The organism is Labrys neptuniae, assembly GCF_040797145.1.
GTDB classification, from domain to species: Bacteria; Pseudomonadota; Alphaproteobacteria; order Rhizobiales; family Labraceae; genus Labrys; species Labrys neptuniae.
In genome coordinates this window covers 19,226-34,073 of record NZ_JBFNQD010000033.1, presented here as the reverse complement: position 1 = coordinate 34,073, position 14,848 = coordinate 19,226, and the positions used below count along the sequence as shown (strand labels likewise).

12 protein-coding genes and 1 pseudogene are annotated in these 14,848 nt (G+C 60.2%); 1 reads left to right on the top strand and 12 read right to left on the bottom strand.

Annotated features, from left to right (window positions below; translation table 11 throughout):
- Positions 1-496 precede the first annotated feature (496 nt).
- On the top strand, positions 497-1,213 hold the full coding sequence (locus ABXS05_RS34510; RefSeq protein ID WP_367627045.1) for a response regulator transcription factor: 717 nt from the start codon (positions 497-499) through the stop codon (positions 1,211-1,213).
- A gap of 15 nt (positions 1,214-1,228) precedes the next feature.
- On the opposite strand, the pseudogene ABXS05_RS34505 reads toward ABXS05_RS34510, so the two are convergent.
- The 12 genes and pseudogenes from ABXS05_RS34505 to ABXS05_RS34450 all read right to left on the bottom strand — a co-directional run bounded on the left by ABXS05_RS34505 (position 1,229) and on the right by ABXS05_RS34450 (position 14,822).
- Positions 1,229-2,202, bottom strand: a pseudogene (locus ABXS05_RS34505) (IS630 family transposase).
- 115 nt (positions 2,203-2,317) lie between these two features.
- The gene (locus tag ABXS05_RS34500) at positions 2,318-3,313 is read right to left on the bottom strand and encodes a zinc-dependent alcohol dehydrogenase (protein WP_367627044.1); all 996 of its coding nucleotides are present in this window, start codon (positions 3,311-3,313) and stop codon (positions 2,318-2,320) included.
- A 28-nt stretch (positions 3,314-3,341) separates the two neighbouring features.
- Positions 3,342-4,427: an ABC transporter ATP-binding protein gene (locus ABXS05_RS34495; protein ID WP_367627043.1), complete on the bottom strand. Its 1,086-nt coding sequence runs from the start codon at positions 4,425-4,427 to the stop codon at positions 3,342-3,344.
- Positions 4,428-4,508: 81 nt separating this feature from the next.
- Positions 4,509-5,333 carry a carbohydrate ABC transporter permease gene (locus ABXS05_RS34490; RefSeq protein ID WP_367627042.1) on the bottom strand — a complete coding sequence of 275 codons (825 nt, stop codon included), beginning with the start codon at positions 5,331-5,333 and terminating at the stop codon, positions 4,509-4,511.
- A 17-nt stretch (positions 5,334-5,350) separates the two neighbouring features.
- The gene (locus tag ABXS05_RS34485) at positions 5,351-6,244 is read right to left on the bottom strand and encodes a carbohydrate ABC transporter permease (protein WP_149249490.1); all 894 of its coding nucleotides are present in this window, start codon (positions 6,242-6,244) and stop codon (positions 5,351-5,353) included.
- A 76-nt stretch (positions 6,245-6,320) separates the two neighbouring features.
- Positions 6,321-7,733 carry an extracellular solute-binding protein gene (locus ABXS05_RS34480; protein WP_367627041.1) on the bottom strand — a complete coding sequence of 471 codons (1,413 nt, stop codon included), beginning with the start codon at positions 7,731-7,733 and terminating at the stop codon, positions 6,321-6,323.
- A gap of 112 nt (positions 7,734-7,845) precedes the next feature.
- The gene (locus ABXS05_RS34475) at positions 7,846-8,358 is read right to left on the bottom strand and encodes a VOC family protein (RefSeq protein WP_367627040.1); all 513 of its coding nucleotides are present in this window, start codon (positions 8,356-8,358) and stop codon (positions 7,846-7,848) included.
- Positions 8,359-8,461: 103 nt separating this feature from the next.
- A complete protein-coding gene (locus ABXS05_RS34470) occupies positions 8,462-10,117 on the bottom strand; it encodes a GMC family oxidoreductase (RefSeq protein ID WP_367627039.1) in 1,656 nt (551 codons plus the stop codon).
- A 104-nt stretch (positions 10,118-10,221) separates the two neighbouring features.
- A complete protein-coding gene (locus tag ABXS05_RS34465; RefSeq protein WP_367627038.1) occupies positions 10,222-11,259 on the bottom strand; it encodes a LacI family DNA-binding transcriptional regulator in 1,038 nt (345 codons plus the stop codon).
- A gap of 153 nt (positions 11,260-11,412) precedes the next feature.
- On the bottom strand, positions 11,413-12,396 hold the full coding sequence (locus ABXS05_RS34460) for an ornithine cyclodeaminase (protein WP_367627037.1): 984 nt from the start codon (positions 12,394-12,396) through the stop codon (positions 11,413-11,415).
- Positions 12,397-12,407: 11 nt separating this feature from the next.
- Positions 12,408-13,901, bottom strand: coding sequence for an FAD-dependent oxidoreductase (locus ABXS05_RS34455; RefSeq protein ID WP_367627036.1), 1,494 nt, complete (start codon positions 13,899-13,901; stop codon positions 12,408-12,410).
- Positions 13,902-13,997: 96 nt separating this feature from the next.
- Positions 13,998-14,822, bottom strand: coding sequence for a substrate-binding periplasmic protein (locus ABXS05_RS34450; RefSeq protein WP_367627035.1), 825 nt, complete (start codon positions 14,820-14,822; stop codon positions 13,998-14,000).
- Positions 14,823-14,848: the final 26 nt, after the last annotated feature.

Here is a 14,848-nt window from a genome sequence, read left to right as displayed (position 1 = left end):
GTCATCGTCGCCATCAACAAGGACGAAGAGGCCCCGATCTTCCAGGTCGCCGACTACGGCCTGGTCGCCGATCTCTATACCGCCCTGCCGGAACTCAAGGACGAGCTCGACTGCAAAAGCGGAGCGAACCGCCGTGATTGCCAAGTGTAATTAGCACCACTCCACCATGAGGGCTTTTTCTGACGAGATGGACGTACCGGCCGTCTCGATGGGCCATGGCCAGGATGTAGAGCATCGCATGAGGGAGACGTCCACCAGAACGGAATCGCGATCGACTAGAGTCTGACGAAAAGTGCGCTCCACATGTACGGAGCCTATGGATCTGGGGCGGTTGACTTCTGAAAGGACCTCAAGCGCCAACAGATTCCCCATTCTTTGTGCTCCAGGCGCCGCTGACCGCGGTGATGGAGGCTTGCGGCTTCGCTCACTGGAGCAGGCAAAGCTGCGCTCGCGCCAGAAATAGATATTCCGGGCATGTGCCCTATGGGGGTAGTCGATGTTCGAAAAAGAGGCTGAACGGAGCGACGTCACAATCACTCCCCTCGTTTATCTTGTTGATGATGACGACGACTTCCGCGAGGAAATGGTAACGGGACTATCCAGATTGGGCCTGAACGTACACGGATTTCACAACGCTGAAGCCCTATATAGAGCTTACGCCGCCAAGCCATCGCAGATCGTGATCCTCGACATCGGCTTGGAGGGTGAAGACGGCCTGTCCATCGCTGCTCATCTGCGGCCCTCGCAATCGGTCGGAATCATCATGGCGACCGGCCGGGGGGCAATAGAGGACAGGGTCGCCGGCCTCCAGAACGGTGCTGATGTCTGCCTGATTAAACCCATCGATGTCCGAGAATTGGCTGCCTCGATTGCGGCGCTCAATAACCGGCTCAACTACCATCATAGGACGCCCGCTCTCCCTCGATCCCCGCAATGGGCTCTGGTGGAAGGCGGCTGGATACTTACCGATGGCATGGGCCACCGCCTGCGTCTGACCGTCTCCGAGCAGCGCCTCCTAGGGCGCTTGTTCCGTGAGCGCGGCAACACTGTCGAGCGGAGTGCTCTCATCGAAGCCATGGGCGCAGACATCTATGACTTTGACTATGCAAATCTTGACACCATCGTAAGCCGCCTGCGTCAAAGAGCCAAAAAGGCGAATATGGATTTGCCCCTGCATGCCATCCGTGGCCACGGATTTGTCTTTCCTGATTAGAGCATCGTGCCGATATTATGAAGCATATCCTGCATCCTTGAAGTAGTTTTTACATTCGCGTGGCTCGAAGAGTTTGCAGATGTCGTGCAGGGCTTTGAACAGGGTATCGAAGGTTCGAGCTGCGGCTTTTCGCAAATGCGCCTTAAGCTTGGAGAAGGCCATTTCGATGGGGTTCAGGTCTGGCGAGTACTGCGGCAGGAACAGCATCCAGGCCCCGCGCGCCCGGATAAGGGCTTCGGCCTTTGCACTTTTGTGGACACTGAGATTGTCGAGGATAACGATGTCGCCAGGCCGCAAGGTCGGCGCCAACTGGGTTTCGACATAGACATTGAAGGCGGCACGACCCATCGCGCCCTTGATCACCCAAGGAGCGCTCAGCCCTTGGTGACGCAGGCCCGCGATCAGGGTCTGGGTCCCCCATTTGCCAAAGGGGGCACGGGCCTTGAGCCGGCGACCGCGAGGGGCGCGGCCACGCAGGCGGGTCATTTTGGTGTTGAGGCTGGTCTTGCTGCTCCGCGCTGCCCTTCGGGTCGTCGATAAAGACCAGGCGGCCTGGCTGGCGGCGCATCCGGGGCTGATGCTTCTGGATCCAGACACGGCGCTTCTCGGTCACGTCAGCGCGTGCGCACTCCGACGCCATCAGCTGTTTTTTTATACGTAAACCCGGCACGGCACAGAAGGCGCGACAAGGAAGCGGCATGGGCAACAATCCCGCTCGCCCGTACGAGCCGCTCGGCAAGCTCAGGCATGGTTATGTCCGGCGTCTCCTCCACCGCAGCGATGAGGAAGTCCAGGTGATCCGACAGCGGCCCCTTGCCTGCCGGTCGCCCCATCTTCGAAGCCTTGACTTGCCCGCTCCGTTCCACTCGTGAAGCCCAGCGGATCGCCGAACTGGCACTCACGGCAAAACGCCGCCCCGCCGCTCGGCGCGACTGCCCTTGGCTAATCACATCGGTCACTCGAACCCGTAGGTCGTCGGAATGTGCCATGAAACACCTCCTAACACGGTGAATCACGAATCCACCCAAAAGGGAATCCCTCGACTCAAACTTCCCGCACGACGCTCTAAGAGCCTCCGAGAAAGAGCTCCGTCTCTGCGAAAATTCAGGCCGCCGACCAGTCGAGGATGATGAACGGTTCCTCGACTTCCTTCTGAAGCAGCTTCTGATAGGACCTAGCGGGGTCCCAAGGTGTCATCGCGCTGAACATTCCAGCAGTCGGAATGCGGTTTTCCGCCAGCCATTTGAGCGCAGTCGCCAGACCGGAGAAGGTGCTATGCGGCGCGTTGTTGTAGCCTTCGTAGAGTTCTTCCCAGACGAACCCCCGGGAAAGGATAGGAACTTCCCATTCCCAACCGCTGCGCAGCACGACGTAGTTGAAAAAGACCTCATGCAAAATTTCGTGGGCCAAAATATCCGTGTAGGCCTTCCAGGGAACGCCCACCAGCACGACCTCGCCGCGCTTGCGGACGATTTTGCAGCCATCGAGCACAGCCTTCTCGTGACCGGAGCAATCAATCACGAGGGCGACCTTTCCTCGAAAGTCTGCATCCTCGACCGGAATGGCGGCCAGTGCCCGGCCGATGCCGGAAGCGAGTGCCTTTTCACGGCGCCTGGCATCCGGCTCGACGATGGTGACGTCATAGCCCGCAATCTGGCATTGATGGGCTGCCAGGTAGCCAACCGGGCCGGCGCCGCAAACGACGACCTTCTCGCCGGGACGGGCAGCCGTCGTCATCAGCGTGGTCATCGACACACCCATCAATCGTGCGACGACGGCGAGTTCCACCGGCATGCCATCCGGGATCTTGAGCGTATAGCGGTGATCGAACTGCTGGGTGGACCGATGAGCGCCCATGCAGAGCAGGCGATCCCCCACCTTCACGTCCGTCACCGCCGAGCCGATCTCCTCGGCCCGAAAAACCGCCGCATAGCCCGGGCGGATCGGGAAGTTGTCGCCATTGGCCCAGGCAAGCTCGGTGCCGGGGCTGATGAGCGTGGCCAGGGTGGACCCGCGCACCTCGCTCGCGCCCAGTTTTGCCTCCTCATAGTCGAGGAGTTCGAATTGCTGCTTGCCTGTGAATACGATCTCGCGGCCCATGACACACCTCAAACTTCTGGATGGGCGGTCACGCCCTGATGGCTTCGCCGCTGGCGGCGTCGAAGACGTGCAGATGCCGGGGGTCGAAATTGACCCGGATGCTTTGCCGGTCGGATGAAGGTCGGCTGGAAGCCGGGATCTGGGCGCAGAGTTCCTGTTCACCGATCCGCAGATTCAGGAGTGCTTCCGAGCCGAGATATTCCGTGACTTCGATCGAGGCGTCATGACCTGGCGTTCCATCGGGGGCGACCTGGATGTCGCTGGGACGTATGCCGATGACGGCTTTCTGGCCCGCCTTGAGCCGGGCGGCGATCAAGGCGGGGACCGGAAAGCGCAATGGCCCGGCCGAAAGCATTGCTTGACCGTTCGCCTGCTGAACCTCGGCGGGGATGAGGTTCATCGCCGGGCTTCCGATGAAGGTCGCCACGAACAAATTGCGAGGATGCGCGAAAACCTCTTCGGGGGACCCGACTTGCGCGATGTGACCGTCCTTCATGATCACGATCTTGTCGGCCAGGGTCATGGCCTCGACCTGATCATGGGTGACGTAAAGCACGGTCGTCCCGAGGCGCTTGTGCAATTTGGCGATTTCGAGCCGGACCTGCGTGCGCAGCTTCGCGTCCAGGTTGGAGAGCGGCTCGTCGAACAGGAAGACCTTGGGCGTACGCACCATCGCCCGCCCCATGGCCACCCGCTGGCGCTGGCCACCGGAAAGCTGCGAAGGCCTGCGATCGAGCAGGGCCTCGAGGCCGAGTATCCGGACGGCCTCGGTGATACGAGCCGCGACATCCTGGGCTGAAAGCTTTTGCGGCTTGAGCGCGAACTCCATGTTCTGCCGCACCGTCATATGAGGATAGAGAGCGTAGTTCTGGAAGACCATCGCGATCTGCCGGTCCTTGGGCGCGACGCTGTTCACCACCCTGCCCGCGATCTCTATCTCGCCTTGCGAAATGTCTTCGAGGCCGGCGACCATCCGCAGGGTCGTCGTCTTGCCACAGCCCGACGGGCCCAGCAGGACCACGAATTCCCCCTCCTCGATCGCCAGGTCGATATTGTGCACGACCTCGAGCTGGCCATAGCGCTTGATGACGCCGCGCAGCGTTACGGATGACATGCGGTTACACTCCCAACTGCCTGGAGCAGACGCGTTCGAACTGAACGCGTCCTTGCTCTAACCCTTTGTTTCGACGCGGCTTCAGCCCTTGACGGAACCCATGGTCAATCCCTTCACGAGCCAGCGCTGGCAGGTGAGGACGAAGATCATTCCTGGAATGAGCACAACGAAGGACCCGGCCATGATGCGTCCCCACTGAACCGCATCGCTGGACCAGAAGGACATGACCGCAACGGTGACCGTCTGGGCCTTGGAGCCGGTCAGCATCAGTGCGAACAGAAACTCGTTCCACGAGAAGATGAAGCAAAACACGGCCGAGACGGCCAGGCCCGGCGCAGTCAGGGGGAGCGTCACCTTGAGAAAGGTGGTGATCACGCCATGCCCATCGACCTGGGCGGCTTCTTCGAGGGCCTCGGGAACCTCGTCGAAGAAGCCTTTCATCAGCCAGACGGTGAGCGGAATGTTGAAGGTCGAATAGACGATGATCAGGGCAAGGGGCGTATCGAGCAACCCGATCGTCTTGAAGATGATGTAATATGGCACGACAACGGTGATCGGCGGAAACATCCGCATCGACAGTATCCAGAATGCGACGTCGTTGATCCATTTTTTCTTGATCCGCGAGATCGCATAGGCGGCGAGCGAGCCCACGACCAGGCTGAAGGCCGTCGATCCCAGCGCCACCATGAGGCTGTTCAGGATCTGCAGGTGGAACGGGCGTACGGTGAACAGGTCGTAGTAATTTTGCAGCGTCGGCGTGAAGATGAACTTCGGCGGCTGCGAGAACATGTCCACGGGCTGTTTCAGCGACGAAACCAGGATGAGATAGATCGGGATCATGAAGACGATCAGCACGATGCCGATGAGAAGATAGATCAGTGTCTTTTCGCGTATCGTGGGTGTCATGGCTCTTAGCCTCCCGCCTATCGCGCCTGGACGGCCTGGCGCCGCTGCATCGAGCGGAAGAAATAGGTGATCAGCAGCGAGATGATCACCAGCGAGACGAAGGACGCCGCAGCCCCCACGCCCATGCGCCAGAACGTGAAGCTCTGGCGGTAGATGTAGAGCGAGATCACCTCGGTCGCGTCGGCGGGGCCGCCCTTGGTCAGCACATAGATGATGTCGTAGATCTTGAAGGCATCGATCGCTCTCAGGAACAGCAGGCTCGCCAGCACTGGCCGCAGTTGGGGCAAGGTCACGAAGCAGAAGACGTCCCAACGGGAGTTGCCGTCGATGCGAGCCGCCTCATAGGGTTCCGGTGGCAGACTTTGCAAAGCGGCCGCCGTTCCCATCATGAAGAAGGGAGTCCATTGCCAGATATCGGCGATGGCGATGGCCGTCAGCGCCCATTTCGTGGTGGTGATCCAGCCAATGGGCGATATCCCAAGCAGCCCGGTAAAATAATTGAGATAGCCAAGTTCCGGGAAATAGAGGAACAGCCAGACCAATCCCACGATCACGGGTGATATCATCATGGGAATGAGCAGGAGGGTCCGCACGATCCCCATCGCCGGCAGTTTCTGGGTGACCAGGACCGCCATGCCTACGCCCAGCACCAGTTGCACCGACAGCGTCATCGCCATCAGCTTGAAGGTGGTGATCAAGGCATGCAGGAACGCCGAGGAAGTCAGGACTTCCGCATAGTTCGACAGCCCGACGAAAATCCGCGGGATGAAGGGCTTGGCGAGATCATAGTTCCGGAAGCTGAGCCAGAGCGCGTACAGCATCGGGAAGATGGTCGTGACGAACAGAATGACGATCGCCGGCAGCAGGAAGATGCGTGCGATGGCTCTGTTGCGATTGGCTATCTGGCTCATGGCGTCTCCCCGAGGCATCGGCTGATCGCCCCGGCACGCAGGCCGGGGCGATCCAGGCTGGAGGTCCTGGCCCGGCTTACTTCGCCAGGACTTTGACCGGCGTGTCCCTGATCCAGCGCAGGCGCTGTTCGAGCGGGAACATGGAGAGCTGCGTATTCACCGCAGTGCATGCCTTGGTCAGGGCCTCGAGCGCCGTCGGCGTTTCCCCAGCCATGTATTTGCTCAGCTCGACGCCGAAGTTCTCCTCGACCGTCTGATAGAACGGATGAAAGATCCGGCGACGCGCATCGACCTGGCTGTCGAGGAGCACCTTGTAATAGGGATACTTGGCCTGAAGCTTGGGATCGGCGAGGATCGACTTGCGGAACTGGCTCACGCCCTTGCCCTCTTCGGCAAACCGCCGCATGAGCTTCTCGCTCGTCGCCCATTTGATGAATTCCCAGGCCGCATCCTTCTCCTTTTCAGGCGACTTGGCGTTGACGGCGAAACCAAGCGTGCCCGTGTAGGTCGGCTGGGGCCCCGCGCCCGAGACGGGGTTCGCGGCAAAGCCGACCTTGCCGTTCTTGGCAACCGCCGCCTCGTCGGGATTGGTCAAGCGCACCGAGCGCACGCTCCAATAGGCCGCCTGCGCGGCTTCTCCACGCTCCATGAAGCCGGACTGGATGTCCCACATCAGCCCGAGATAATCCGGCGGATTGAAGGGGACGAGCGCCTTCATGTACTCCGCAGCCTTGACATGGGGTTCGGCCGTCATGGCGCACAGGCCGGTCTTCGGGTCCCAATAGTCGCCGCCGAAGGAGCGCATGAAGGGGAAGTAGTCGTGGGTAATGGCCCCCTGCACGCGGCTGTAGGACTGGCTTACGCCATAGAGATCATGATCGAGGGGCTTGCCGGCGGCCAGCTCGCCCTTCTTGCGCGAAAAGAACTCGGCGATGTCGCGATATTGCTGCCAGGTCTTCGCCGGCGCCAGGTCGTAGCCGTATTTCTTCTTGAAGTTGGCCTTCTCGTCGGGGTTGTCGATCAGGTCTTGCCGATATTGCTGGAGCCATGTCATGCCGGAGGCCGGGAAGCCAAGCAGCTTTCCTTGCCAGCTCAATTCCTGCAGCTGAACGGGAACGATGTCGTCGAGGCCGATTTCCTTGGCGTCCCGTTTGGCTCGTGACGTCAGGTCCTCCAGCGCGCCAGCTTCACCAAGCATGCCCACCCAGGGACTGTCGACCCACAGCAGCTGATAGGTGGGATTGTCGGAGCTCGATTCGACGATGATCTTGTCGATTAGCCCCGGATAGGGCAGCTGGTCAATATGGACCTTGATGCCCGTCTGCGCTTCGAACTCCCCGACAAGGGGCGCGACGCGGGTAACCGACGTATCGCCGATACCGAGCATCTTCAGTTCCACGCCGGCATAGGGTTTGTCCTGCGCCCAGGCGGTTCCGGCCAACATGGTCACCATGCAGGCCGCCCACACAGACTTCTTGACGTGTCGCATTCCCATTTCCCTCCCTGGATATCAACGCTTTGCTTATTCGGTTAAGCAGATAGTCACCGGACTGCTTGGGTTCAGCCGGCAGGGGAAAGCTGCGTTCCTTCCCCTCGAACTCTCAGCTATTCACCGACCACATTTTCGGGCCGCCTTCGCGCTCGTAACCCAGCGCTCCGTCCCAACTGACCAGTTCGAGAGACAGGCCCCATGGCGCCCTCAGATAGATCCAGTCGAGGCCCTCCAGAGGCCCTGATGGGATGCGCGTGGGTCCATCGAGCACTTCGACGCCGGCGGCGCGAAGCCTTGCCGTAGCTGCAGCAACGTCGTCGACCTGAAAGGCGAGGTGGAAGCCGCCGACCTCGCTGTTGCGCTTCATCGGTGTTTGCTCCGGCTCGCCGGAATATTCGAAGAGCTCGAGATTTCCTCCATTCCCGCACACGATGACGCGCTGATCCTTGATACGCGTCCCAGCCGGGACACCGAGCCGGCGGACCATGAATTCATCGTCGAGATCGGCACCGCCGCATTCCATTACAGTGACGGCACCGAAGACGCTTTGAAAGAAGTCAACGGCTTGGTTCATGTCCGGCACGGTGACGCCGATATGCTGAATGCCTCTAACCTGGATCAAGTCTTCCCTCCCCTCGGCGCCCGCTTATCCGTTTAAGCAATTTTGTGCAGGCTTCAGTAGTAACTAATTAGTTATTTCATTTCGGCTTGAGGTTGTCAACGCCCTAGGCCTCTGCGAACGGGTGCGGTTCGTTGCGCTCCCAGGAAAACATGGCGGCGGGAAGGGCCGGTCGCCCTCTCGCCAGGTCGGCCGCTTTTTCGCCGATCATGATGGTGGGAGCATTGGTATTGGAAGAATTGATCAAGGGCATGATGGAGGAATCGCACACCCTCAGCCCATCAATGCCGTGAACCTTGAGATCCACCGCCACCACCGACATCGCGTCGTGCCCCATCTTGCAGGTTCCCACCGGATGATGGTCCGTTTTCGCCATCCGGCAGGCATAGTCGAAGGCCTTTGACGGATTGTTGCCGATGTCCGCTCCCGGCAGAACCTCCCGCTTCAGGAAGGGCGCCAGCGCTGGCTGTGCCATGATCTCGCGCCCCAGCTCGAGACCGCGCAGAGACATTTCCAGATCATAGGGATCGGCCCAGTAATTGGGGTCTATCAGCGGGGCATCGGCGGGATCGGCACTCCTCAATCGCACGCTGCCGCGCGAGCGCGGTCTCACGAAAGCCGTGTTCAGGGTGACGCCTGGATTTTGGAGCCTGGCGATGCCGGTCTCGATGCCGGAGCCCTGCCCGAAATGAAACTGGATATCGGGTGATCGCGCGGCGGGATCGGCGTACCAGAACCCACCCATTTCAAACAGAGAGGACACCACCGGCCCCGTCTTGAACAGTATGTATTGCAGGCCCGCGGCCACCATGCGGTGCGGGCGCTGGACCCGATCGTAGGAATGGTCGCCGCTGCATTCACACAGCACACACAGATCGACATGGTCCTGGAGGTTTTCGCCGACTCCAGGCAGGTCGTGGACGACCTTCACGCCGACGGAGCCAAGGTGGCGGGCCGGGCCTATGCCCGATAGCAGCAGAAGGCGGGGCGAGCCGATCGCACCCGAGGAGACGAGAACCTCCCGGTCGCATGCAATGCGCCTGAGCGCCGTGCCCTCCCTGACCTCGATGCCGGTTGCCCGTCCCCGCTCCACCACGATCCGCCTGACCTCGGTACCGCTCATCACGGTCAGATTGGGCCTCGGCATGGCCGGCCGCAGAAATGCCGCCGCTGCCGAGGAGCGACGGGCGTCGCGTTGCGTGAGCTGGTAATAGCCGATGCCACGCTGATAGCGCCCGTTGAAGTCGGGGTTGTAGGGAAGACCGGCCTGTTGCCCCGCCCGGATGAAGGCATCGCAGATCGGCAGCGCCCCGCGCGGCATCGCCACACCAAGTGGACCATCGGCGCCGTGGAATTCGTCGTCGAAGCGCTGATTGCCCTCGGCACGCTTGAAATAGGGAAGGAGATCGCGGTAACCCCAACCCTCGCAACCGGCCTCGTCGCGCCAGGCATCATAGTCGAGTGCATTGCCGCGGGTGTAGATCTGGGCATTGATTGTGGATCCGCCGCCCAGCACCTTCGCCTGGGTGTACCAGAGCACCCGCCCCTGCATGTGGCGCTGCGGTACGGTCGACCATCCCCAGGAAGCGATGCCCTTCGTCATCCGGGCAAAGCCCGCGGGCCAGTGGAACAGAAAGTTGCTGTCCCGGCCTCCGGCCTCGAGAAGAAGCAACTTGACGTCAGGGTCTTCGCTCAAGCGCGAGGCGAGCACGCAACCGGCCGGACCGGCACCGACGATGATGTAATCGAATTGAGCAGACACCGGCACACTCCCCTGGCTTCGCGCTGCCGCCAGCCGATATATATAAGTAACTGTATAGTTATTTTTAGGGCGTAGTTAGCCTGCTTTCACCCATGAGGTCAACGTCAAAGCCGTAGGTGCGGGAGGGTGCCTGCCACCGAGTGGCGCGCGACAAGCCTGGGCTCGACCAGATAGCGCCGAGGCTCTGAGCCCACTCCCCTCACCTTCTCCAGCAGCGTCGCGGCGGCATGCCTGCCGATCTTGCGGGGGAAGAGATCCACGGTCGTGAGCGCAGGCAGCAGAGAAGAGGATTGAGGCAGATTGTCGAACCCGACGATCGAATAGTTGACGCCGACAAGCCGGCCGGCAAGGTGAAGGGCGGCGTAGGCTCCGAAGGCGACGTAATCGTTGAAGCAAATGGCCGCGCAGCAGGTTGGGTTCATCTCCAGCAGCCGCTTCGTCGCGGTCTCTCCACCCTCGTTCGTCGGTGAGGTCGGTATGATATGCTGCGGCGCGATGCTTTTGCCGACCTCGCCCAGGGCCCTGCGAATGCCCTGAAGACGACCAGCCCAGGTCTTGCTTCCTTCATGGCCGCCGACGAATCCGAATTCGACGATGCCGGTGTCGATGAGGTGCCGGGCGGCAAGGTAGCCTGCCGTCTCATCGTCGGCACCGACGAAATCAGCCGAAGGATCGTTGATGTCCCGTACGCAAATCACATAGGGCTTCGACCGCCGACGAAGGCCTGCCATCATGTCGCGCGATGTCGTATGACCCGGGCTGATCAGCAGACCGGCAACATTCTGCGCAACCAGGGCGTCGATCAGCGTTGCCTGGCGCACCAGATCGTCCTTGGTATTGGCGACGATGGTCAGATAGCCCGCTTCGTAGCAAAACGCCTCGAAATCACTGAGCAATTCCGCAAAGAACGGGTTGGAGATGTCGTGAACGATGACCCCAAGCAGGTTGGATTCGCCCGTGCGCAAACGCGCCGCGGTATCATTCCTGATAAAGCCCATGGCATCGGCGACGCGCCGGACATTTTCCTGGGTCTCGATCGAGACACGGCCATTGCCGCTCAGGGCATAAGACACCGCCGCCGTTGATAGTCCGACCGCCTGGGCGATGTCCTTGATACTCGGCCCTTTGGGACGTCTGACCACTTCCGCCCAATTTCCCTAACGCTCGCTGCGATACTTCGAACGGTCGAAAGCTTAGCTCAGTTGGACCGCTCGATCAAAGTGGCCTTTGAAGGGCTTCCACATAGGATGGAAGGCGAAGCGAAGACCGGGCCTGCAATACCCAGACAATTACGATCATACGTCTGGGACCTTCCCAGGGGACCTGTTGCTCACGTCTCCACTGGTCTCCTGCATGAGCAACTCGGCGGTAAACAGGTCGAACTGCGCTCCTCCGATGTTCTTGTAAATCGTGATCTCTTCTTCGAAGGAGCGCCCTGATCGAATCCCGGTGCATAGTTCCGATGCGTCGGCTCGAATATCCTTCCACCTAAACCTTCCAGCCTCAAAGGCCTGTACGAGGTCACCAGCATTGGTAATGCCGCTACGGCTGTTTACAAAAACGCTACCGCGCGCGATTGCATCAGCGTCGCATTCACGCATTTTGGGCAAATAGGAGCCGACGAGGTCGAGATGTGTTCCGGGCTTCAACAGGGCGCCCTTGACCAAAGGCTGTGTCGACATCGTCACGCATGAGATGATATCGGCTTGCGGCACAGCTTCGTCGAGATCCCGCATTGCCTTTGCCGTGACTCCTTCCTTGTCGCGCAACCACGCTGCAAGTGACTGAGCTTTCTCGAACGTTCGGTTCCACACTAGAACCTTGTCGATAGACGGACGCGCAGCGCGATGGGCTGCCGCCACATGAGGACCAAGACCGCCAGCGCCCACCACCAGCAGAACGCGCGCATCTCCCCGTGCCAGCAACCGCGAGCCGAGACCGGAATCGGCGGCTGTCTTACGAAAGGTCATCGCTTCGCCGTCTGCAACGAGCTGAGGAGCGCCTGTTTGCCCGCAGAATACACACACCAGCCCCTGTACAGTCGCCTGCGGGGGCTGCAACTGCAGGTTCCCAGGAAACACTCCGACCATTTTGACAGCGATCAATTCGCCAGCTTGCCAACCGACCAATGTCACGAACTTATTCGGTCCGCCAGCAGGCTCGTTGGTGAGAACCACTTCAGAGATCGGTATTTCGCCAGTCAGCTTTTTCTCAAACCACGGGATCAACCGTTGGTAGGGCAAGAGCCGATGGACGAGATCTGCATCGACGTACCGCATGACCTCGCTCCTCAAATCGTCCGCAGAAAGTCCGCCACCGACCGCTCCGCATCCGCCTGAACGCCATAGAAGTAAGCCGTCTCCTCGCGATAATGATCGAGCTCCGCCAGTCGGCCTTTTTCGTCCCAGCCCAGCAAGGGCGCGGCAATATGCGAAGTCTCCTCAGCAAGATCGAGCCCCAATGTCGATTCCCAGCCTACTGACAAGCGCCGGCGCAAAATGCCTGCAAGTGTGGTTGCCTGCTCCTCCTCGATCGCCCAGCGTACTGCCTCATGCGACCACCTAGCTTCATCCGGCTGCCTCGGCACGCCATAATCGATTGGCGTCGGCCGACTTGTCGGAGTGATATGACGGGCAATCGCGCGGGTAATACGACGTCCGGCATCGCGATGCGTCATCAGAAGGCCACCGGTGAAGACAACGAAATTCGGCAAGGCCGGTGAAAGGTCATGCTCTCTGACCTCCATCGAGCCAAGTGGCTCGTTCCCATCTGCCGTGCGCGGCCGGACCCCTGCCCAGGAATAGAGCACATCCTTTCGGGCCAGCTTCATATTGGGGAACAGCATATTGATTTCGCGCAGGATCGCGTCGATGTCCCCTTCGGCAGCCCGGAAATTCTTGCGTTCGCCGTCTGCAGGGCTGTCCCAAGGTCCGATATAGTGAAGGTCGTTCCAGGGAATGAAATAGAACGCCATGCCGGTGCTGGTGACGGTATCGAAGCCGATGCCTCTGAGATGATCGGGCAGCTTCACGACGATATTGGTGCCCTTGGCCCCGACGTTGAGGTCCGCTCCACCGACGCCAGCCATGCGCGTGATCTCATCGACCCAGACACCGGCAGTGTTGGCAATGGCACGGGCGCGCACTTCACCGGTTTCTCCCGTGCGCGTATGAACGCCGATACGCCAAAAGTCAGCCTCGCGCCGTAAGTTGGTGACGCCGGTATAGTTGCAGGCCGTCAGGCCAGCCCGACGCGCCTTCACTATGGTGTCGTTGACGATGCGCTCGGGCCAGCGGAACTGATATTCGGTGAAGCTGATGGCCCCTCGGATGCGTTCCAAGCCGGCAAGCCCACGAAACACGGGCAATTGCCGGGCCTCCGCGGCGGTGTAAAATCGCGTGTCGAGCGGCACTCCGCCCGAGAAAGCCGACAGGATGCGGAAAGCGAGACGGGCTTTTCTCGTCGAGACGGCATTCTCGTCGGTCAAAGGCACATAGAAGGGCACGGCGCGGACACGCTCGGGGCAGGAACGCACGAATTCGGCCCGCCCCCGCATCGCCCGGCGGGCCAATTCCAGACACTTCAGTCCAAATTCCGGCTTTAGCAAGAAGGCAGCAATGGAATTGGCAGCCGGAGAGAAATAGCTCAGCCCGCAATGCTGGAGACGCGACGTTCGGCTGGAGGTGGCGCTACCATAGTCGTCGCGTTCGAGCAGAACGGTTTTGTAGCCAGCAGCCACCAAATGCTGAGCGGCCGAAGCACCGATGATGCCGGCGCCGATCACGGCGACATCATACAAGATATCGTTGCTGGGAAGGGGCATGGCCATGTTCCGGATGGGAAAGGAAGGCGGGCGACCATGGCTGCCCGCCCAAGTGAATCACTCGATCCAGCGCGGGTCGCCTGTGTTGCCGGCAGATTCAGACAGCCCGAACTGAACGAGGGCTTTTTTGATAAAACCATTGGAATGGAGTTCTGCGATACGCTTGTTGAAGGCCTTGAGCAGGCTCTCGTTGTCCTTGTTCATGGGGAAGGAGCCCTGGCCCGGAAACTTCGAGGACACGACGCGCTCGTCCGGCCCGGCGACCGCCGCCTTGAAGCCTCCAAGTTCGCCAGCTTTCTCGGCCAGCATGGCGATGGAGTAGCTTTCCACAAAAGCGTCGATGCGCCCATTCTTGAGATCTTGCTGAACCTGAACCAGTACCGGATAGGTCTTCAGCTTGGCGCCATAAAGTTTTTTGAGGTCGGCGACCCATAAATTGGTTTGGACGGTACCGACGGTCTTGCCTTCGAGATCCGCCAGCTTGGTGGCTCCTTCCTTCGACACGATGCCCATCTGGTCGACATAGAGCGGATCGCTCATGAACAGTACTTCAGAACGCGCTTTTGTTCGGTACCAGTCGCCAACGGTGACATCAGCACGGCCCGTCTGAACGTAGTTGAGGGCCGCGGCGGCATCGACTGAGATCGTCTCTATGCTGAGGCACTCGAGCTTGGCAATTTGCTTGAGAATTTCGCCATCGACGCCCGTGACCGATCCATCGCTCTCGACGATCGAGAATGGCCGATATGTCTGGGCGGCCACGGTCAATACGCCGGGCTTGAGCGTCTTGACATCGGGGGATGGTGTACAGGCCCCAGCCACCGTTCCGGTTGCTGTCGCCAGCGCGATTGCGGCAAACATCGTTTTCAGCATTTTTATCATTGGTTAGCTCCTCTCCTCTGGTGAGT

Bases quoted from the DNA above. Each gene is read 5' to 3' on its own strand.
- ABXS05_RS34510 (WP_367627045.1), top strand. From the start codon at position 497: ATGTTCGAAAAAGAGGCTGAACGGAGCGACGTCACAATCACTCCCCTC.
- ABXS05_RS34500 (WP_367627044.1), bottom strand. From the start codon at position 3,313: ATGGGCCGCGAGATCGTATTCACAGGCAAGCAGCAATTCGAACTCCTC.
- ABXS05_RS34495 (WP_367627043.1), bottom strand. From the start codon at position 4,427: ATGTCATCCGTAACGCTGCGCGGCGTCATCAAGCGCTATGGCCAGCTC.
- ABXS05_RS34490 (WP_367627042.1), bottom strand. From the start codon at position 5,333: ATGACACCCACGATACGCGAAAAGACACTGATCTATCTTCTCATCGGC.
- ABXS05_RS34485 (WP_149249490.1), bottom strand. From the start codon at position 6,244: ATGAGCCAGATAGCCAATCGCAACAGAGCCATCGCACGCATCTTCCTG.
- ABXS05_RS34480 (WP_367627041.1), bottom strand. From the start codon at position 7,733: ATGCGACACGTCAAGAAGTCTGTGTGGGCGGCCTGCATGGTGACCATG.
- ABXS05_RS34460 (WP_367627037.1), bottom strand. From the start codon at position 12,396: ATGCGGTACGTCGATGCAGATCTCGTCCATCGGCTCTTGCCCTACCAA.
- ABXS05_RS34450 (WP_367627035.1), bottom strand. From the start codon at position 14,822: ATGATAAAAATGCTGAAAACGATGTTTGCCGCAATCGCGCTGGCGACA.